The sequence below is a fragment of the Stappia stellulata DSM 5886 genome (assembly GCF_000423705.1).
Classification (GTDB): Bacteria; Pseudomonadota; Alphaproteobacteria; order Rhizobiales; family Stappiaceae; genus Stappia; species Stappia stellulata.
The window spans coordinates 1,025,638-1,044,842 of sequence record NZ_KE384082.1 but is presented as its reverse complement, the minus strand read 5'-3'; the positions used below and the strand labels follow the sequence as shown (position 1 = coordinate 1,044,842).

Sequence of the window (19,205 nt, the reverse complement as noted above, 5' to 3'; positions counted from 1 at the left end):
CTGGTGGCTCTAGGGATGCCGTTGTTGCCGGGCGGGCGCGGCGGAGTGGAGGCGTTCATGGGACCGTCTTCCGGGTTTCTCATCGGATTTCCCTTTGCGACCTTCGCCTGCGGTATCGTGATGCAATTTCTCCAGTCATCCCCCGTGTTTCCTGCAAGCCTTGCCAGTGCGCTGGTCGGTGGGATCGGTGTGATTTATGCCTTCGGAATCCCCGGCATCGTTTTCTTTGGAGAAGTGCCCATCGAAAAGGCGATGCTGGTGTCGCTCGTCTATCTGCCGGGCGACCTGATCAAGGCCTTCGTGGTGGCGTTGATCGCAAAGGCAATCGCGCGCGGGCGTCCGGACGCGCTCTTGTCGCGGCAATGACGTCGGCGGTCTGATGGCATTCGTGGGCGATACACTCGAGCGCCATGCGCGCCTGCGCGCCAACGATGAAGCGGTGGTGTGCGGCAAGACACGTGTGTCCTGGCAAGATCTTCTGGACGAGACATGTCGTGTCGAAGAAGCGCTCGCACGCCATGAACAGCCGCAAGCACGGATCGGGATCTCTACCCGAGAGCCATTCGATGCCATCTGCCTTGTGCTTGCGGTTGCGCGCAGCGGTCGTGTTGCGGTCGTCGCAGATCCCGCGACGGCTCGGTTTCCGGCAGAGGAACTCGCCGCCTCTTTGTCGTTCCGCTTCTGGTCGCTCGCCGAGATTGGCACGCGCGCAGATAGTCCCGGTCCCTGCCGGAACGCTTTGGCGCCGGTTGACCCGAGCGGGAAACGGCCGGAGCCGCCAGATCCGTTTTACATCGGCCTTACCTCCGGTTCGACCGGGCAGGCGAAGGCCTTTCAACGCTCCCATGCCTCCTGGTTGACGAGCTTTGCCGCCTGTGAGGCAGCGTTTTCTCTGAGCCGTGACGACCGGATCGCGGTTCCGGGCAGCCTGTCGCACAGCCTGCATCTCTTTGGAGCAGTGCATGCGCTCCACATGGGCGCGCGCCTCGACCTGAGCGCGGTGTTCCGACCTCGGAGTGTCCTGCAAGCTATGGTGTCTGCCGGGTCGACGGTTCTGTATGCGACGCCGACCCAGCTGGATCTCCTGGTGCGCGCGGCGCGGGGCGCGAAAATGCACCTGCCCGATGTAAAACGCGTGTTGCTGAGCGGCGCCAAATGGCACAGCGACGGCGGCCCGCCGGCGGACGTGTTTCCTGCGGCGCGGTTTCACGAGTTTTACGGAACCTCGGAGACGAGTTTCATTTCCACGCGCGGCCCGCAGGATCCTGCATCCTCCGTCGGGCGGCCGTTTCCCGGGGTCGAGGTCGACATTCGCGACGTGGCGGGCCGCAGCCTTTCGACCGGGGAGGCGGGGCTGATCCACGTGGCGAGCGCGATGATCTTCGACCGCTATGTCCATGGCGGCGATCCGGATACGCGGCGCGACGGCAAATGGTTGAGTGTCGGCGACTGGGGCTTTCTCGACGAGGGCGGCCGATTGCATCTGCTCGGTCGCGGGTCGCGCATGCTGGTCTGCGCCGGGGTGAATGTGTTTGCCGAGGAAATCGAGGCGGTGCTTCTCGCCCATGGGGCGGTCGCGGCATGTGCCGTCTTCGGCCGTCCCGATCCCTTGCGCGGACAAAGGATCGTGGCCGCGATCCGGGCAACTGACGGGGCGGAGGCGCCGGCCCCGGATCTGCTGCGCCGCCATTGTCTGGCGCATCTCGATCCGATCAAGGTCCCGCGCAGGTTTCATGTCATGCAGGACTGGCCGCTGACCGGAGGCGGCAAGCCCGATCTCGTGGTGCTTGCGCAGCGCGTCGCAGAGCTGGAGGCGGTTGCGTGAGTCGCCCTGTCTGGCTGGTTTCGGCAAGGCGCAGCCCGGTCGCACCGCGCGGCGGCGCGCTTGCCGCGCTCGATGTGGATCAGCTTGCCGCGCCCGTGCTTCAGGCGGCGCTTGCCGATGCGGGGGTGCCGGCGTCCGGCGTCGATGAGGTCATTTTCGGAAACGGGCTTTGTGGCGGCGGAAATCCGGCGCGGCGGGTGACACTGCTTGCCGGGCTTTCGCAGGAAACGCCGGCCTTGACGATCGACCGGCAGTGCTGCTCGGGGCTGGATGCGATCGTTCTGGGAGCGCGACTGATCGAAAGCGGGGCGGCAGACTGCGTTCTCGCCGGCGGGGTGGAAAGCTACTCGCGCGCGCCAGAGCGCCATGCGGTCGATTCGCAAGGAACGGTTTCTCCCGGGCCTTACGCCCGTCCGCCCTTCACCCCCTGGGCCGACCGCGACCCCGAAATGGCGGAGGCCGCGGCCGCCCTTGCGTGCGAGGCCGGGATCGACGAGGCGCGCCAGGCCGCCTGGACGGTGGAAAGCCATGAAAAGGCGCTGGCAGCCGAGCGGGCCGGGCGCTTTTCCGGCGAGCTTGTCGCCTTTCCGGGCGTTGCGCGCGATGCCTATATGCGCAAGCTGTCGATTGCGACCTGTCGCCGCTCGCGACCTCTCGCGCAAAGCGGCGGGCATGCTCTGCATGCGGCGACGGCTGCGGTCTCCGCCGATGCGGCGGCGGTCGTATGCCTTGTGTCGCAGCGGTTTCTTCGAAAAAATCCATCCGCAGCTTTTTGCCGGTTCGACGGCGCGGCCTGCGCCGGGGGCGACCCGACGCGCCCGGGCCTTGCGCCTGTCGCTGCCGCTAGCAAGCTTGCGCGTGCAACGGCAACCGACCTGCGCGCACTCCGCGTGGCGGAAGTGATGGAGGCCTATGCCGTGCAGGCGATTGCCTGCGTCGAGGGGCTGGAGCTCGACCGCCCGGGCGTCAACAGAAGCGGCGGGGCGCTGGCGCGCGGTCATCCGATAGGTGCCTCCGGCGCCATTCTCGCCGTCCGGCTTTTTCACGAACTGCGCCGGGAGGCGGAGGGCGCGCAGGGGCTTGCGGCGATCGCAAGCGCCGGCGGGCTGGGCACGGCCGTCTTGCTGCGACACGCGCGGGCGTAACCCGGGATCTGTAACGACGCCCCTGCGTTTCCTTGCCGCGCGGCCGAATTTTGTGCACCTGCGAAAATGCATCTGCGCCCGCTTCTCATCCTGGCAGAGTTTGCGTAGGCTTGGCCCGATGATCATGCCGCCGCCCGTTTCCGATGACCTCGCCCTGTTCCTCGACTTTGACGGAACGCTGGTGGATATCGCGCGCACGCCGGATGCGGTGCGAACCGCCACGGATCTCGTTGCCACCCTCGAGCGTTTGATGACGCAGCTCGGCGGCGCCGTCGCCATCGTCAGCGGCCGCCCGATCCGCGAGATCGACACATTCCTCGATCCGTTGCGCCTTCCTTGCGCCGGCCTGCACGGGCTTCAGACCCGTTTTCATGCCGAGGACGAGATCGAGGGCGCGCCTGTCGGCCCGGAGCTTGCGATCCTGAAGGCCGCGCTGTCGGGGAGCGGGCTGATCGGGCGGGGGGTCTCGATTGAGGACAAGGGCGCGGCGCTTGCGGTGCACTATCGGATCGCGCCCGATTGTGAACAGGCGGTGCTGGAGGTGATGCAGGATGCCATTGTCGATCTGCCGGACCTCCACCTCGTGCGCGGCAAGATGGTTGTCGAGGCAAAGCCCGCCTATCGCGACAAGGGTTGGGCCGTGACCACCTTCATGGAACAGGCGCCGTTCTTCGGACGCACGCCCGTTTTCGTGGGCGACGACGTGACCGACGAGGACGGCATTCGCATCACGGAGGCGATGGGCGGATTTGGTATCAAGGTCGGCGACGCCCAAAGCCTGGCCCGGTTTCGTATCGCCGATGTCGAGCGCGTGCACCGGTGGCTGGCCGGTGGCGTTCCCTCCCACGCTCACCCCCGGAAGGATCGGTAAATGTTTCCAACGCCTCCGCAATCCCTCGACCTGGCGATCGTCGGCAATTGTTCCTTCGCCGGATTGATCGACCGGATGGCCAGGGTGGTGTGGTGCTGCCTGCCGCGGTTCGACGGGGACCCGGTGTTTCATTCCCTTCTCGGGACGCGCGGGGAGGAGGGCGACGGGGCCTTCGCCGTCGAGCTCGTGGGGGTCGTGCGCAGCGAGCAGGCCTATGTCGAAAATACGGCCGTGGTGGTGACGCGCCTGTTCGACGATGCCGGAAATGCAATCGAGATCAGCGATTTCGCGCCGCGGTTTCACGCCAAGGGCCGGATGTTCCGTCCAAATGCCCTGGTGCGGAGGGTCCGGGTTATCGCCGGACATCCCCGGATCCGCGTGAAATGCCGGCCGCGCTTTGCCTATGGCGCGCGTGAGCCGGAGATCACCTTCGGGTCCAATCACGTGCGCTTCGTTGCCAACGGCCTGACCCTTCGCCTGACAACCAATGCGCCGGTCACCTATGTGCGCGACGAGACGCCGTTCCTGATCGACGGGCCGTTGTCGTTTTACCTTGGTCCCGATGAAAGCCTGACCAATCATCCGGATTTGCTGTGCCGCGAGTTCGAGGAACAGACAACCCATTACTGGCGCACGTGGACGCGCCGGCTCGGGCTGCCGCTGGAGTATCAGGAGGCGGTCATCCGCGCCGCCATCACCTTGAAATTGTGTACCTACGAGGAGACCGGCGCGATCGTCGCCGCGGTCACCACCTCGATCCCCGAGGCTGCCAATACGGAACGCAACTGGGACTATCGCTATTGCTGGCTGCGGGACGCCTTCTTCGTCGTTCGGGCGCTGAATTCGCTCTCCGAAATGGAGACGATGGAAAACTACCTGCGCTACATCAACAACATCGCCTCGATGACCAACGGCGATCACGTCCAGCCGCTCTACGGTATCGCGCTGGAAAAGACGCTGACCGAGACCACCGTCGACCTGCCCGGTTATCGCGGCATGGGGCCGGTCAGGGTCGGCAATCAGGCTTACGAGCATTTCCAGCATGACGTCTACGGCAACATCGTGCTCGGCGCCTCGCAGGCCTTCTTCGACAAGCGGTTGCTGCATCAGCCGGGCATCGACGATTTCGAGCGGCTGGAGGTCATCGGCGAGCGCGCCTTTGCAATGCACGATCAGCCGGACGCCGGACTTTGGGAACTTCGCACGCGCGCAAGGGTTCACACATCGTCGTCGCTGATGTGCTGGGCGGCCTGCGACCGGCTGGCCAAGATCGCGGGGCAGTTCGGGCGGGCGGAACGCGCCCGGTACTGGCACGAGCGCGCGGAGCAGATTCGCGCCACGATCCTGACGCGGGGATGGAACGAAAAGGTCGGTGCGTTCGTTGAAAGCTTCGAGGGCAACGATCTCGACGCGAGTTTGCTTTTGATTGCCGAGGTCGGCTTTTTGCCGGCGAAGGATCCGCGATTCATCGCGACGGTGGAACGCATCGGCGAGACGCTGAAGCGCGGGCATCATCTGTTTCGCTATCACGCGGCGGATGATTTCGGTGCGCCGGAAAACGCGTTCAACATCTGTACCTTCTGGTACATCGACGCGCTCGCGCGGATCGGGCGCAAGGAAGAGGCCCGGGAGATCTACGAGGCGATGCTCGCCTGCCGGAATCACCTTGGCCTGCTGTCGGAGGACACCACGCCGCAAACCGGCGAGATGTGGGGCAATTTCCCGCAGACCTATTCGATGGTCGGGATCATCAACGGCGCGATGCGCCTGTCGGATGGCTGGGACAGTCTGGTTTGATACCGCAAGGGACCGGAAGCGCTCCGGGGCCGGCGGCAAGCAAGGAGAACGCTTATGTCGCGCCTCGTCGTCGTTTCCAATCGTGTCGGCCCGCTCAAGGACACGGGGCAGGCCGGGGGATTGGCGGTGGCGCTGGTCGACACGCTGAACACGCTCGGCGGCATCTGGTTCGGCTGGAGCGGTGAGATTTCCGAGGAAGGCACCTTCGGCAACCTCAAGACCGGCGGAAGCAAGAAGGTCGCGCTCAAGACGCTGGACATGACCCAGGCCGATCATGACGAGTTCTACGTCGGATTTGCCAACAAGACGCTTTGGCCCGTGCTGCACTACCGGCTCGATCTTGCCGTGTTCGACCGGCGTCTGGAGGACGGATACCGCAGGGTCAACGAGCGGTTCGCCGCGCGGCTGCGCCCGCTGATCGAACCCGATGACACCATCTGGGTTCACGACTATCACTATCTGTCGTTCGGCGCGGAGCTCCGGGCGATGGACGTGCGCAATCCCATCGGCTTCTTTCTTCATATTCCCTTTCCTGCACCGGAGGTGCTGGCGGCGCTGCCGAACGCTGCAACCCTCGCCCGGCGGATGCTCGCCTATGACGTGATCGGCTTCCAGTCGACGCGCGATGCCGCCAACTTCCGCCGCTTCGTCGTCGAGGAACTGGGGGTCAGCGAGGGCGGTGAGGACACCGTGGTGGCCGATGGGCGCCGGGTTGCGGCGCGCGCCTTTCCCATCGGGATCGATGCGGCCGGCTTTGCGCGCCAGGCGACCACCGTCGAGGCGCGGCGCCAAACGCACCGGATCGAGAAGTTGCTTGCCGGGCGGCACCAGATGATCGGTGTCGACCGGATCGACTATTCGAAAGGTCTGCCGCAACGCTTCCGCGCATTCGAACGTTTGCTGGAGGACTATCCGGAAAACCGCGGCCGGGTCAGTCTCATGCAGGTGGCGCCGCCGTCGCGCTCCGAGCTTGACGCCTATGCCGACATCCGCAGCGAGCTGGAGGAACTGACCGGAAACATCAACGGCCGGTTCGCCGACCTCGACTGGACACCGATCCGCTACATGACGCGCGGCTTTACCCGGCGCGCGCTTGCCGGCATCTATCGCGCCAGCCGCATCGCTCTGATCACCCCCTTGCGCGACGGCATGAACCTTGTCGCCAAGGAATATGTGGCCGCCCAACGGGCGGAAGATCCGGGCGTGGTGGTGCTGTCGCGCTTCGCCGGGGCGGCGGAAGGCATGCCGGAGGCGGTGATCGTCAATCCCTATTCCGCGGAAGGCGTGGCCGGCGCATTGCAGACCGCGCTCAACATGCCGCTCGATGAACGTCGTGACCGTTGGCAGGCGATCTTCGACCGCATCCAGCAAAACGATGCGGCCGCCTGGGCGAAATCCTTCCTCGACACGCTGAAGGCCTTTGGGCGTTCAAACGGCTGAACGCGTTCGCAATCGAGTTCAAACGACAAAGGGCGCAGCTATGGCCGCGCCGTGGGGATGATGGCAAGGCCCCGGAAGAGGCGTCCTCCCGGACGCAGCGTGAGCTGCGATCCGGGATCGGGGAGGCACGGTGTCGCGGCTGGCAACTTCTTAAAACGGATAGGTTTTTGGCTCTCCGATACCGGGTCGCCCCCTGTCACCAGTCTGCGGGCGCGGCGATGGCCGCGCCCTTTTTTGTTCGAGACGGCGGAGAGGGCCGGTTATTCGGCCGCGTCCGCGCCGATCACGCCACGGCGGATCTGGTCTTCCTCGATGGACTCGAACAGGGCGCGGAAGTTGCCCTCGCCAAAGCCCTCGTCGCCCTTGCGCTGGATGAATTCGAAGAAGATCGGCCCGATGACGGTCTTGGAAAAGATCTGCAACAGGATCTTGGTCGTGCCGCCGTCGACCACGCCCTCGCCGTCGATGAGGATGCCGTGGGTCTTCATGCGGTCGATCGGTTCGTCGTGGCCCTGCACGCGCTCGTGCGAGCGCTCGTAGTAGGTTTCGGGCGGGCCGGGCATGAACTTCAGCTCATTGTCCGCAAGCCGGTCGGTGGAACCGTAGATGTCGTCCGTGCCGACGGCGATGTGCTGGATGCCCTCGCCCTTGTACTTCTTCAGGTATTCCTCGATCTGGCTGGTGTCGTCCTTGGACTCGTTCAGCGGGATGCGGATTTTGCCGCAGGGCGAGGTGATCGCGCGGCTGACGAGGCCGGTGATGCGCCCGTCGATGTCGAAGAAGTGGATCTGGCTGAAGTTGAACAGGTCGCGGTAGAAGTCCCACCACTTGTCCATGTTGCCGCGGTAGACGTTGTGCGTCAGGTGGTCGAGGTAATAGAAGCCGACGCCTTCCGGCTTGGGATCGCGTTCGCCCAGCCACTCGAAATCCGCGTCATAGGCGCTGCCGCTCGTGCCGTAGGTGTCGACGAAATACAAGAGCGACCCGCCAATGCCGACGATCGCCGGGACGTCGAGCGTCTTGTCGTCGCCCTCATAGGGCGTCGCGCCTTTCGCCACCGCGTGGTCGAAGGCGTGTTTCGCATCGACCGTGCGCCAGGCCATCGCCGGAGCGCAGGGGCCGTGCTCGTCGACGAAGCGCATGCCGAAGGAGCCGGGTTCGGCGTTCAGCACATAGGTGATGTCGCCCTGGCGGTAGAGCGTGATCGCCTTTGTCTTGTGCCGGGCGACCGGGACATAGCCCATGCGGCGGAACAGCGCGTCGAGCTTTTCCGGCTCGGGGTGCGCGAATTCGACGAACTCGAAGCCGTCGGTGCCGGCCGGGTTGTCGTCGGTGATCTTCGCCGGGGGCGCGTCGTGCGGAAAGGGTCCCATGGTGTCCTCCTCAGTCTCGTTCGCAATCTCGAACTGCCTAAAGGGAAGTCTGACAGATCAAGGGCGCAAGATGTGTGCAAAGGGGCTTGCGTCATGAGGTGTGATGCACAGAATGTGCATGGATACCAATAAGGGTGCACTAAATGATCGATATTGACGGGTTCGATACGAGGATCCTCGCGTTTCTTCAGGACGATGCGGCCGTGACGAACCAGCAGCTCGGCGAGCGCATCGGCCTGTCGGCCTCGCAGGTTTCGCGTCGCCGACAGCGGCTGGAGGAGACCGGCGTGCTGCGCCGCTACCGGGCCGACATCGACCCCGCGTCGGTGGGCTTCACGGTGGTGGCTTTCGTCGGCGTGGCGCTCGATGCGCACAGCCGGCAGAATGCGCGGCGGTTCAAGGATCTGGTGCGGGGCTTGCCGGAGGTGCAGGAAGCGCATGTGATGACGGGCGACATGGACTATCTGCTCAAGGTTGTCGTGCGCGATCTCGCGGCGCTCGCCGATTTCATCAACGAGGATCTGTTGCCGCATGATTCGGTGCGCAATGTGCGCTCCTCCATCGCCATGGAAACGCTGAAGGACGACAATCTCCTGCCTTTCGCAGCGGGACTGTGAGCCATCCGCTTGCGCCTTGCGCGATGCGTCCCCATTTGTTGTGCGGTGAAACCCGCTAGACCGGAGAGACGCGGATATGTTCGACGCGAAACGTTTGCTGGATGAGTTCCTTGGTTCAGGCGCAGGCGCAGGCGGAGGCCAGCAAGGCGGTGGCCAGCAAGGCGGAAGCGGTGGCGGCGACTATCTGGCGCGCGGGCAGGACTATGTGCGTGGAAACGCCGGCGGGCTTGCCGGCGGCGCGCTCGCTGGCGGTCTCGCGGGACTTTTGCTCGGTACGAAGAGCGGGCGCAAGATCGGCAAGAAGGCCGTGACCTATGGCGGCATGGCGCTGGTCGCGGGCCTTGCCTACAAGGCCTATCAGGGCTACCGCGCCAACCAGCAGGGCACCCAGCCGCCGCCGCGCGACGAACCGATCCCGCTGGAAGCACCGCGCGGCACCGCATTCGATCCGGCGCAACAGCCGGGCGGCGAGAACGCCTTTGCCGTCACGCTCCTCACCGCGATGATTTCGGCCGCCAAGGCGGACGGACATATCGACCGCGAGGAGCAGGACCGGATCTTCGACAAGATCGACGAAGCCGGTCTCGACAGCGAGGCCAAGGCCTTCCTGATGGATGAGTTGCGGTCCCCGCTCGATCTCGACAAGGTCGTCGCCGGGGCGAGCAGCCCGGAGACGGCCGCGGAGATCTATGCCGCGTCGCGGCTTGCCATCGACCCCGATCACGCAGCGGAAAAAGCCTATCTGCAGATGCTGGCCGCGCGGCTCGGTCTCGAGGCGGGTCTGGTCGACGAGATCGAACACGCCGTGCGTGACGCCGAGCGTCTGGAGGCGCGGGCGTAGCCGTTCCCGGGGCGGGGCGCCCGCCGCCGGAGCGTTTGCGCGTCGGCCTTGACCGGACCGGCGCGGCCGTGCCTCCTATAGCCGACTGTCTGGCGGGAGGCATGATGCAGGATCTTGGACACTGGGACTATGTGATCGTCGGCGCGGGGTCGGCCGGCTGTGTGCTGGCCAATCGCCTCTCCGCCGATCCGGGCGTGCGCGTGCTCCTTCTGGAGGCGGGCGGCAAGGACGATTACATCTGGATCCATATTCCCGTCGGCTATCTCTACTGCATGGGCAATCCCCGCACCGACTGGGGTTACAAGACCGCGCCCGATCCGGGGCTGAACGGGCGCACGCTCTCCTATCCGCGCGGGCGGGTGCTTGGCGGATGTTCCTCGATCAACGGCATGATCTACATGCGCGGGCAGGCGCGGGACTATGACGGCTGGCGCCAGATGGGCCTGACCGGCTGGGGCTGGGACGACCTGCTGCCGCTGTTCCGGCGCGGCGAAGATCATTACGAATGCGCCGACGACATCCACGGCCAGGGCGGGGAAACCCGCATCGAGCAGCAGCGGCTGTCGTGGGAGATCCTCGATGCGGTGCGCGACGCCTGCGAGGAAACCGGAATTCCCAAGGTCGACGACTTTAACCGGGGCGACAATTTCGGCTCGTCCTATTTTCAGGTCACGCAGCGCGGCGGCGTGCGCTGGACGGCGGCCAAGGGATTTCTGCGCCCCGCTGCCGCGCGCCCCAATCTGCGGGTTCTCAGCAAGGCGCAGGTCGCCCGGCTCGAGGTCGAGCAGGGGCGCGTCACGGGCGTTGCGCTGTCGCTCGACGGCGCGCCGGCGCGCGCGCGGGTCGACGGAGAGCTCGTCCTGTCCGCCGGCGCGATCGGCTCGCCGCAGCTCCTGGAGCTTTCCGGCATCGGCGATCCCGCGATCCTCGCCCGGCACGGCATCGCGCCGGTATGCGCGCGCCCGGCCGTTGGCGCCAATCTTCAGGACCACCTGCAGATCCGCACGATCTTCAAGGTCCGTAACGCAACGACGCTCAACCAGCTTGCCGCCACCTGGGCCGGCAAGGCGAGGATCGCCGCCGAATACGCGCTGAAGCGCTCCGGCCCGATGTCGATGGCGCCGAGCCAGCTCGGCGTCTTCGCCAGGTCCGACCCGGCCTTCGAGACCGCCAACATCGAGTATCACGTGCAGCCCCTGTCGCTCGACCGGTTCGGCGAGCCACTGCACTCCTTCCCGGCGATTACCGCGAGCGTGTGCAACCTGCGCCCGGAAAGCCGGGGCCATGTGCATATCACCTCGCCCGATCCGCACGCACATCCGGAAATCCGCCCGAACTATCTCGCGACGGAGGGCGACCGGAAGGTCGCTGCCGACAGCATCCGCCTGACCCGCAAGATCATGCAGGCCAGCGCGCTGGAGCGCTATCAGCCGGTGGAGCATCTGCCGGGGTCTGCGGTCAACAGCGACGCGGATCTGGCGCGCGCGGCGGGCGATATCGGGACCACGATCTTTCATCCCGTCGGAACCTGCCGGATGGGCGCGGACGAAGGGGCCGTCGTCGACGAGCGGCTGCGGCTGCGCGGGCTCGACGGCCTGCGCGTCGCCGATGCCTCGGTGATGCCGGCCATCACCTCCGGAAACACGGCCGCTCCCACCATGGTGATTGCCGAAAAGGCCGCCGACATGATCCGCGCGGATCGGCGTGGCTAACCCGGGTGCGCCTCGCCGCCAGGCGAGGCGGCGCGACCCCGCAGCTTGGAGGGTATCGATGAAAAGCTTGGCCGGGGCCATTGTGACGGCCGCCTGTTTCGCCTTTGCCGCGCCGGCGATTGCCGAGGAGTGCCAGAGCGGCGAGACGGTCATCAAGTTCAGCCATGTGGTTTCCGCAAGCGGACATCCCAAGGGGGATGCCGCCGCGCATCTCGCCAGGCGGGTCAATGCGGAAATGGACGGCAAGGCCTGCATGCAGGTGTTCGCGAATTCCGAGCTCTTCGACGACGACCAGGTGATGGAGGCCCTGTTGCTCGGCGACGTCCATCTCGCCGCGCCGTCGCTGTCGAAGTTCGAGCCCTATACGCTCAAGTTCCGCCTCTTCGATCTGCCGTTCCTGTTTCAGGATCTGGCGGCCGTCGACCGCTTCACCGCAAGTTCGGCCGGCCAGGAGCTGCTCTCGGTCATGACCGATGTCGGCTTTCTGGGGCTTGGCTACTGGACGTCCGGCCTGAAGCAGTTTTCCGCGAACAAGCCGCTGCTGCTGCCGAGTGACGCCAAGGGGCTGACGTTTCGCGTGCAGACCTCCAGCGTCGCGATGGCGATGATCGAGGCGCTCGGTGCGACCGGCCGCCAGCTTGCCTTCAAGGATGTCTACGGTGCACTTGAGAGCGGCGATGTCGACGGGCAGGAAAACACCTGGTCGAACATCTATACTCAGAAGTTCTACGAGGTGCAGGACGGCGTGACGGCGACCAATCACCAGCTTCTCGCTTATCTTGTGGTGACGTCCGCCGAATGGCTGAAGAGCCTCGACCCGGATGTGCGCGACCAGCTGCTGCAAATCGTGCGGGAGGTGAGCGCGCGCTCCAATGCCGCCGTGGCGCGCAAGGAGGCGGAAAACCGCCAACGCCTCCTCGAGGCGGGGGCGGAAATCCGCGTCCTCACCGCAGATCAGCGCGAGGTCTGGATCGGTGCGATGAAACCGGTCTGGGAGATGTTCGAGGAGGTCGTGGGCGCCGATCTCATCGAAGCCGCCCAGGCCGCGAACAGCGCGGACTGAGGACAAGGCCTGCCACAGCCCTTCAGCGGCGAAGCCCTTCCAGGATCAGGATGACCAGATCCTCCGCCTCCTCGCCGGACGGCGGGGGCGCCGCCGCATGGACAAGTCCGGGATGGCGCAGGCACAGCGTTGCGTTGTCGATGGCACGTGCGACTGCCGTCGCATCGCCATGAGCGAAGACGCCCTGTGTCATCCCGTCGGCGAGGATCGCGGCGATCCTGCTCCGGCACGCGGCCGCATGCGCGGTCATCGCCGCCTGCGCGCGTTCCGACAGGACGGCATAGGCGGCAAAGCCCGGCGGATCGGCGCTGGCGCGCTCGCGCAAGGCATCGCTCAGCGTCAGGACGTAGGCGGCAAGCCGGTCGTCCGGCGCGGACACCGCGGCGATGGCGTCGTCAAGCGACGTCTCGAGGTCGCCGAGCCATCGGGCCATGACGGCGTCGAGCAGGGCGGCCTTGCTGGGGTAGAAGCGGTAGATGTTGGAATGCGACATGCCGAGACGCCGGGCGATTTCCGTCACCGTCACATGGTCCGGCCCGCTGGCGCGCAACAGTTCGCCGGCTGTCGCCAACGCCCGTTCCGGCGTGTCCGACGCCCCGCCCGGTTGCGGTCGCGCGGAAGGCTCCTGCGTGTCGTGTCTCATGGCACCATATTGCGCGGCCCGGTGCCATGCGATCAATGCCCAAAGGGCAGGTTGGCCGCTGTTAAACGCCCGACGGTGCCGTCACGACCGAATCCGAGCCGATTCCGGCGTCTTCCATATAGGCGCGCACCACCGTGTCGAAATCGGGATCGCGCTGAAAACCGAGCGCCTCGGCCCGGCTGGCATCGAAGCTGCGCGGCCATCCGGCGACGATGCGCGCAATCACCGGGTCCGGTTCGCGCCGGATCAGTTCCGTGCGGGTCGGACCGGCGATGCGGGCCAGGGTCTCGATCTCCTTGGCAACCGTGATGCGCAGGCCCGGCATCGTCAGGCTGCGCTGGGCGCCGAGGGCCTTTGTGTCGAGGGCGGCGGAATGCATGAGATAACCGATTGCCGCGCGGGGACTGGCGACCCAGTGAGCGGTGTCGTCGTCGACGGGCAGGATTGCTTCCTCGCCGTTCAGCGGTTCGCGAATGATGCCTGAGAAGAAACCTGAAGCGGCCTTGTTTGGTCGCCCCGGGCGCACCACGATGGTCGGCAGGCGAATGCCGATGCCGTCGACCAGGCCGCGGCGGCTGTAGTCGGCGAGAAGCAGCTCGCAGATCGCCTTTTGCGTGCCGTAGGAGGTCAGCGGTGTCAGGTGGTGGGTGTCGGGAATGGGATCGGGCAGCGGTGCGCCGAAGACCGCCAGCGACGAGGCGAAGACGAAGCGCGGACAATAGCCGCCGCCGATCTCGCGCACCGCGTCGAGCAGGCGACGGGTGCCGTCGAGGTTGATCTCGTAGCCTTTCTCCATCTCGGCTTCCGCTTCGCCGGAGACGACGGCCGCCAGATGAAAGATCACGTCCGGCTTGTGTGCGACGAGGGTCTCGGCGGCTCCCGGGCGGGAGAAATCGCCGGCGATGCTGGTCACCGGCATGGCGAGCGTGTCGGGCGGCTGCGGTGCCACCCTGTCCGACAGCGTCATGCGGGTGACCTCGCGACCGCCGAGCAGGCCGCCGCGGGCGAGGGTCTCGACGAGCTTGCGGCCGAGCATGCCGGCCGCGCCCGTCACCAGCACATGTACCATTCGCGTTTCTCCTGCCAGTCTTGTCCGCCCATACGAAGGGCACCCGTTGCGTGCCGTCAAGGGGAGATGGCAGGGCAAAGGCCGGCGCGCTCGATCCGCGCGGGCGCCGGCTTGCACATTACACGATGCTGCCGAGCTTCATCGCGACGCTCATGTCGCCGTCGACCTTGATCTTGCCGGTCATGAAGGCGGTGGTCGGGTTGAGATCGCCGGCCAGCAGGCTTTCCAGATTGTCTTCCGAAATCCGGACGGTGCAATCGGCTTCCTTGTCTTCGTTGGAAACCTCCGATCCCTCGACGAAGATCACGCCGGCCTCGCCGCAGTCGAATTTCACCCTGTCGGAGATGCCGCCGTTCGCGACCTTGCCCCGGATCGTTTCGGTGAGTTGGTTCAATGCCATGTCTGGTCTCCCGGTTGATGGCCGCTGCGGCCTGTATGAGTGTGGCAACCAAGCATGACGCTTACGTAATCGTCAACAAAAATGCGCCGTCACCGGCCTCTTGTTGCAGGCGGCGGCGCGGGGCTCAATGGTTGTGGCGCGGAATGCCCCTGGTGTGGGCGATGTCGCGGTAGTCGGTCGCTCCCTTCAGCACCATTCCCTTGTCGAACTGCTCGACGAGGGCGCGCTGGATTTCCTGCCAGGGCGTCTGGTGATCCGGATATTCGAACCCGCCGGCGGCGGCGAGCGCCTTGCGGCGGTCTCCCAGCTCCGCGTCCGAAATCAGGATGTCCGCGGATCCCTTGCGCAGGTCGATGCGCACGCGGTCTCCGCTCTTCAGCAGCGCCAGGCCGCCGCCGGCGGCGGCCTCGGGAGCGGCGTTCAGGATCGAGGCGGAGCCGGAGGTGCCCGACTGGCGCCCGTCTCCGATACAGGGCATGGCGTGGATGCCGCGTTTGATCAGGGCGGCGGGGGGCTGCATGTTCACCACCTCCGCGCCGCCTGGATAGCCGATCGGACCGGAGCCGCGAATGAACAAGAGGCAGTATTCGTCGATCTCGAGCGCGGGGTCCTCGATGCGGGCGTGATAGTCCTCCGGTCCCTCGAAAACGACGGCGCGGCCCTCGAAGGCGTCCGGATCGTCCGGGTTCGACAGGTAGCGGTCGCGGAACTCCTTCGAGATCACGCTGGTCTTCATGATCGCGCTGTCGAAGAGGTTGCCCTTGAGGTTCAGGAAGCCGGCCTTGTCGACCAGCGGGTCCGACATCGGGTGGATCACGCGCGGGTCGAGGTTTTCCGCCGGGCGGCAATTGTCGCCGAGGCTCGCACCATTGACGGTCACCGCGTCCGGATGGGGCAGGGCGTTCGCCTTCATCAGCTCCGCGATCACCGCCGGCACGCCGCCGGCGTGGTGGTAGTCCTCGCCGAGGTATTCGCCAGCCGGTTGCATGTTCACCAGAAGCGGAACGTCGTGGCCGAGCGCCTGCCAGTCGTCGTTGTCGAGCGGCACGCCCAGATGGCTGGCGATGGCATTGAGGTGGATCGGCGCATTGGTCGAGCCGCCGATCGCGGAGTTGACCACGATGGCGTTTTCGAAGGCTTCGCGGGTCATGATGTCGGAGGGTTTGAGGTCCTCCCAGACCATGTCGACGATGCGCTTGCCGCTCTCGTAGGAGACTTGCGCGCGCTCGCGGTAGGTCGCGGGAATGGCGGCGGCGCCGGGCAACTGCATGCCGAGCGCCTCGGCGAGCGAGTTCATCGTCGTCGCCGTGCCCATCGTGTTGCAATAACCGACCGAGGGGGCGGCCGACGCCACCCGGTCCATGAAGCCGGCGTAGTCGATCTCGCCGGCGGCGAGCATTTCGCGTGCTTTCCACACGATGGTGCCCGAGCCGGTGCGCTCGCCCCGATGCCAGCCGTTCAGCATCGGCCCGACGGAGAGCGCGATGGCGGGGATGTTCACCGTCGCCGCCGCCATCAGGCAGGCCGGCGTGGTCTTGTCGCAACCGATGGTCAGCACCACGCCGTCGATCGGGTAGCCGTGCAGCAGTTCCACCAGTCCCAGATAGGCGAGATTGCGGTCGAGCGAGGCGGTCGGGCGCTTGCCGGTTTCCTGGATCGGATGGACGGGAAACTCGAAACAGATGCCGCCGGCCTCGCGAATGCCTTCGCGCACGCGTTTGGCAAGTTCGATGTGATGGCGGTTGCAGGGCGAGAGATCCGAGCCGGTCTGGGCGATGCCGATGATCGGCTTGCCCGACTGCAGCTCCTCGCGGGTCAGCCCGTAGTTCAGATAGCGCTCGATGTAGAGCGCGGTCATGCCGGGGTCGGCCGGGTCGTCGAACCAGGCACGCGAACGCAAGTGTTTGGGATCTTTCGCGGACATTGAAGGGTCTCCGGCAGGAAAAGGAAAATGCGGCTCCCCATTTGTATGACAAAAAGGAAGCCGCACTGGCAAGGGCGAAGACCACTACTCCGCGCGCAAAAGCGTTGCGCTTACACGCTGCGCGGCTTCCAGCGCCGCAAGAGCGCGGCATTGGTGACGACGGAGACCGACGAGAGCGCCATCGCCGCCCCGGCGAAGGCTGGCGTCAGCAGGCCGAAGGCGGCCAGCGGCAGGCCGACGACGTTGTAGATGAAGGCCCAGAACAGGTTCTGGCGGATCTTGCGCACGGTGGCGCGCGAGACCAGAAGCGCATCCGCGACCAGGTCGAGCCGCGCGCGCATCAAGGTGATGCCGGCGGTTTCCATGGCGACCTGCGCGCCCGAGCCCATGGCGATGCCGATATTGGCGGCGGCAAGCGCCGGGGCATCGTTGATGCCGTCGCCGATCATGGCGACGGTCTTTCCCTCCGCGACAAGGGCCGCCACCGTTTCCGCCTTGCCGTCCGGCGCAACGCCGGCGATCACCCGGTCGATGCCGAGCTGGGCGGCGACGGCGCGCGCCACCGTCTCCGTGTCTCCGGTCAGCATGACGGTTTCCACGCCGGCGTTCGCCAGCCGCTCCAGTGTGCGCGGGGTTTCCTCGCGCACGGTGTCGGCCATGGCGATGACGCCGATGGCGCGACCGGCGACCGCGATCGTCGCGCAGGTCTTGCCCTGCGCCTCGAACTCGCGCGACATTTGCTGTGTCAGGAAGGGGTCTATTCCCTGCGCTTCCATCAGCCGCCGATTGCCGATGGCGACCGTCTCGCCGGCGATCTCCGCGACGATGCCCTGCCCGGGCACGGCACGAAACTGCGCCGGCTGGGTGAGCGACAGGCCGCGCGCCTCCGCCGCATCGATCATCGCCCGGGCGAGCGGGTGCTCGCTCGGCACCTGCGCGCTGGCGGCGATCAGCAGCAGCCGGTCCTCGTTGCGGTCGAAGGAGCGGATGTCGGTGACCTGCGGCTCGCCGCGCGTCAGCGTGCCCGTCTTGTCGAAAATGGCGGTGTCGACATTATGCGCCACTTCCAGCGCTTCGATATCGCGGATGAGGATACCGGCGCGGGCCGCCGCGCCCGTTCCCGCGACAAGCGCCGTCGGGGTTGCCAGTCCGAGCGCGCAAGGGCAGGCGATGACGAGCACGGCGACCGCCGCGCCGATGGTTGCATCGAGGCTCGCGCCGGCAAACCACCAGGCGGCGAAGGTGACAAGGGCAATCCCCACAACGACGGGCACGAAGACGGCCGACACACGGTCGACCAGCTTCTGCACCGGAGCCTTGGCACTTTGCGCGTGTTCCACCAGGCGTATGATCGCGGACAGCTTGCTGTCGGCGCCAAGCGCGGTCGCTTCCACGGTGAGCGCGCCGGAGCCGTTGATCGTGCCGCCGATCACCTCGTCGCCGGGCGCCTTGGCCACGGGAAGGCTTTCGCCGGTGACCAGCGATTCGTCGAGCTCGCTCTCGCCATTGACGACGCGTCCGTCGACCGGCATGCGCTCGCCCGGCTTGACCATCACATGGTCGCCATGGAACAGCGCCTCGACGGACACGGTCTCGAGTTGGCCGTCGCGCAGGCGATGCGCGGTCGCCGGTCGAAGCTGCGTCAAGGCGCGCACGGCCGCCGTCGTCGTGCGCTTGGCGCGCGTTTCCAGAAGCTTGCCGAAGAGGATGAGCGTCAGGATGACGGCAGAGGCCTCGAAATAGAGGTGCCCCGGGTCGCCCGGCCAGGCCTGCACCGTCAGCACCAGACTGTAGGCCCAGGCGGCGGTCGTCCCGAGCACGACCAGCACGTCCATGTTGGCGCCGCCGCTCCTGAGCGCCTTGAAGGCGCCGACATAGAAGCGTTTGCCCACCAGAACCTGGACGAAGGTCGCAAGAATTGCCTGTGCCCAGGCCGGCGGCATGATCGCCAGGTCGAAGGTTGCGCCGACCATGCCGGCGACCATCGGTGCGGTCGCGATCGCGGAAACGACAAGCAGGGCAAGCGTCGCTCTTTCCTCGCGTCGGGTCCGGGCATCCTTCTCGTCCTGTCGGCGGCTTTCTTCCTCGAAGCTGCTTGCACGCCGTTCGGCGGAAAACCCGGTCGCCTCCACCGCGGCGATCAGGGACTGCGGATCGAGGGCGGCGTCCGCCTCCACCTGCGCCGTTTCCAGCGGCAGGTTGACCGCGGCACGGACGACGCCGGGCGTCCGGGTCAGGACCTTTTCGATGCGCGCGGCGCAGGCCGCACAGGTCATGCCGCCGATGGCGAGCTGCACGGTGGCGGTCGGTGCGGGGTCCGCGGGCTGCGGAACGGCGGCGGTGGCATGGGCCATGGGGGTCTCCGGCCCCGTCGCGAGGCGGGGCGTCTGTCATCTGGGGCGGTTCCCGGCCGGGCTCGCGCGCGGGCCCACCGAAACGCCGGTGTCAATCACACATGAGGCTTCCAGTCACGGTAAGGTCAAGG

Annotated in this window: 16 protein-coding genes (1 of these 16 running past the window's edge); 10 read left to right on the top strand and 6 right to left on the bottom strand. The window is 66.3% G+C overall.

Translation table 11 applies throughout. The features are described from left to right. The 6 genes from G572_RS0117135 to G572_RS0117110 all read left to right on the top strand — a co-directional run. Positions 1-366 carry the 3' portion of a biotin transporter BioY gene (locus G572_RS0117135; protein WP_029059529.1) on the top strand. The gene continues 192 nt to the left of window position 1, outside the view, so 366 of the gene's 558 nt are visible here — the last part of the coding sequence; its start codon lies beyond the left edge, outside the window; it ends in the stop codon at positions 364-366. A gap of 13 nt (positions 367-379) precedes the next feature. After that, positions 380-1,825: an AMP-binding protein gene (locus tag G572_RS24440; protein WP_051242583.1), complete on the top strand. Its 1,446-nt coding sequence runs from the start codon at positions 380-382 to the stop codon at positions 1,823-1,825. Next, on the top strand, positions 1,822-2,970 hold the full coding sequence (locus tag G572_RS0117125) for a thiolase family protein (protein WP_029059528.1): 1,149 nt from the start codon (positions 1,822-1,824) through the stop codon (positions 2,968-2,970). Before G572_RS24440 ends, G572_RS0117125 begins: the two co-directional genes overlap by 4 nt. A gap of 118 nt (positions 2,971-3,088) precedes the next feature. Continuing rightward, positions 3,089-3,841 carry a trehalose-phosphatase gene (gene otsB, locus G572_RS24435; RefSeq protein WP_208979129.1) on the top strand — a complete coding sequence of 251 codons (753 nt, stop codon included), beginning with the start codon at positions 3,089-3,091 and terminating at the stop codon, positions 3,839-3,841. Next, positions 3,842-5,638: a glycoside hydrolase family 15 protein gene (locus tag G572_RS0117115; RefSeq protein WP_029059527.1), complete on the top strand. Its 1,797-nt coding sequence runs from the start codon at positions 3,842-3,844 to the stop codon at positions 5,636-5,638. It abuts the gene before it with no gap. Positions 5,639-5,692: 54 nt separating this feature from the next. Further along, positions 5,693-7,078: an alpha,alpha-trehalose-phosphate synthase (UDP-forming) gene (locus G572_RS0117110; RefSeq protein WP_029059526.1), complete on the top strand. Its 1,386-nt coding sequence runs from the start codon at positions 5,693-5,695 to the stop codon at positions 7,076-7,078. A gap of 260 nt (positions 7,079-7,338) precedes the next feature. On the opposite strand, the gene hppD is transcribed toward G572_RS0117110, so the two are convergent. Then, positions 7,339-8,451, bottom strand: coding sequence for a 4-hydroxyphenylpyruvate dioxygenase (gene hppD, locus G572_RS0117105; RefSeq protein ID WP_029059525.1), 1,113 nt, complete (start codon positions 8,449-8,451; stop codon positions 7,339-7,341). 143 nt (positions 8,452-8,594) lie between these two features. On the opposite strand from hppD, the gene G572_RS0117100 reads away from it, so the two are divergent. The 4 genes from G572_RS0117100 to G572_RS0117085 all read left to right on the top strand — a co-directional run bounded on the left by G572_RS0117100 (position 8,595) and on the right by G572_RS0117085 (position 12,684). Continuing rightward, the gene (locus G572_RS0117100) at positions 8,595-9,068 is read left to right on the top strand and encodes an Lrp/AsnC family transcriptional regulator (protein WP_029059524.1); all 474 of its coding nucleotides are present in this window, start codon (positions 8,595-8,597) and stop codon (positions 9,066-9,068) included. Between the two features lie 76 nt (positions 9,069-9,144). Next, on the top strand, positions 9,145-9,909 hold the full coding sequence (locus G572_RS0117095; protein WP_029059523.1) for a tellurite resistance TerB family protein: 765 nt from the start codon (positions 9,145-9,147) through the stop codon (positions 9,907-9,909). A 104-nt stretch (positions 9,910-10,013) separates the two neighbouring features. Continuing rightward, the gene (locus G572_RS0117090) at positions 10,014-11,621 is read left to right on the top strand and encodes a GMC family oxidoreductase (protein WP_029059522.1); all 1,608 of its coding nucleotides are present in this window, start codon (positions 10,014-10,016) and stop codon (positions 11,619-11,621) included. Positions 11,622-11,679: 58 nt separating this feature from the next. Beyond that, on the top strand, positions 11,680-12,684 hold the full coding sequence (locus tag G572_RS0117085; RefSeq protein WP_029059521.1) for a DctP family TRAP transporter solute-binding subunit: 1,005 nt from the start codon (positions 11,680-11,682) through the stop codon (positions 12,682-12,684). Between the two features lie 22 nt (positions 12,685-12,706). Here G572_RS0117085 and G572_RS24430 read toward each other — a convergent pair whose 3' ends face one another. The 5 genes from G572_RS24430 to G572_RS0117060 all read right to left on the bottom strand — a co-directional run bounded on the left by G572_RS24430 (position 12,707) and on the right by G572_RS0117060 (position 19,074). Then, positions 12,707-13,327 carry a TetR/AcrR family transcriptional regulator gene (locus G572_RS24430; RefSeq protein ID WP_051242581.1) on the bottom strand — a complete coding sequence of 207 codons (621 nt, stop codon included), beginning with the start codon at positions 13,325-13,327 and terminating at the stop codon, positions 12,707-12,709. A 61-nt stretch (positions 13,328-13,388) separates the two neighbouring features. After that, entirely contained in the window at positions 13,389-14,396 is a 1,008-nt protein-coding gene (denD, locus tag G572_RS24425; RefSeq protein WP_037547014.1) for a D-erythronate dehydrogenase, read from the bottom strand. Positions 14,397-14,514: 118 nt separating this feature from the next. Then, positions 14,515-14,796, bottom strand: a complete 282-nt coding sequence (locus G572_RS0117070; protein WP_029059520.1) for an SCP2 sterol-binding domain-containing protein — start codon at positions 14,794-14,796, stop codon at positions 14,515-14,517. 124 nt (positions 14,797-14,920) lie between these two features. Then, a complete protein-coding gene (locus G572_RS0117065; protein WP_029059519.1) occupies positions 14,921-16,720 on the bottom strand; it encodes an IlvD/Edd family dehydratase in 1,800 nt (599 codons plus the stop codon). A 110-nt stretch (positions 16,721-16,830) separates the two neighbouring features. Continuing rightward, positions 16,831-19,074: a heavy metal translocating P-type ATPase gene (locus tag G572_RS0117060; RefSeq protein WP_051242579.1), complete on the bottom strand. Its 2,244-nt coding sequence runs from the start codon at positions 19,072-19,074 to the stop codon at positions 16,831-16,833. Positions 19,075-19,205: the final 131 nt, after the last annotated feature.

Excerpts from the sequence above, each read along its gene's own strand:
- G572_RS24440 (WP_051242583.1), top strand. The coding sequence starts at position 380 with ATGGCATTCGTGGGCGATACACTCGAGCGCCATGCGCGCCTGCGCGCC.
- otsB (WP_208979129.1), top strand. The coding sequence starts at position 3,089 with ATGATCATGCCGCCGCCCGTTTCCGATGACCTCGCCCTGTTCCTCGAC.
- G572_RS0117115 (WP_029059527.1), top strand. The coding sequence starts at position 3,842 with ATGTTTCCAACGCCTCCGCAATCCCTCGACCTGGCGATCGTCGGCAAT.
- G572_RS0117110 (WP_029059526.1), top strand. The coding sequence starts at position 5,693 with ATGTCGCGCCTCGTCGTCGTTTCCAATCGTGTCGGCCCGCTCAAGGAC.
- hppD (WP_029059525.1), bottom strand. The coding sequence starts at position 8,451 with ATGGGACCCTTTCCGCACGACGCGCCCCCGGCGAAGATCACCGACGAC.
- G572_RS0117100 (WP_029059524.1), top strand. The coding sequence starts at position 8,595 with ATGATCGATATTGACGGGTTCGATACGAGGATCCTCGCGTTTCTTCAG.
- G572_RS0117095 (WP_029059523.1), top strand. The coding sequence starts at position 9,145 with ATGTTCGACGCGAAACGTTTGCTGGATGAGTTCCTTGGTTCAGGCGCA.
- G572_RS0117090 (WP_029059522.1), top strand. The coding sequence starts at position 10,014 with ATGCAGGATCTTGGACACTGGGACTATGTGATCGTCGGCGCGGGGTCG.
- G572_RS0117085 (WP_029059521.1), top strand. The coding sequence starts at position 11,680 with ATGAAAAGCTTGGCCGGGGCCATTGTGACGGCCGCCTGTTTCGCCTTT.
- G572_RS24430 (WP_051242581.1), bottom strand. The coding sequence starts at position 13,327 with ATGAGACACGACACGCAGGAGCCTTCCGCGCGACCGCAACCGGGCGGG.
- denD (WP_037547014.1), bottom strand. The coding sequence starts at position 14,396 with ATGGTACATGTGCTGGTGACGGGCGCGGCCGGCATGCTCGGCCGCAAG.
- G572_RS0117070 (WP_029059520.1), bottom strand. The coding sequence starts at position 14,796 with ATGGCATTGAACCAACTCACCGAAACGATCCGGGGCAAGGTCGCGAAC.
- G572_RS0117065 (WP_029059519.1), bottom strand. The coding sequence starts at position 16,720 with ATGTCCGCGAAAGATCCCAAACACTTGCGTTCGCGTGCCTGGTTCGAC.
- G572_RS0117060 (WP_051242579.1), bottom strand. The coding sequence starts at position 19,074 with ATGGCCCATGCCACCGCCGCCGTTCCGCAGCCCGCGGACCCCGCACCG.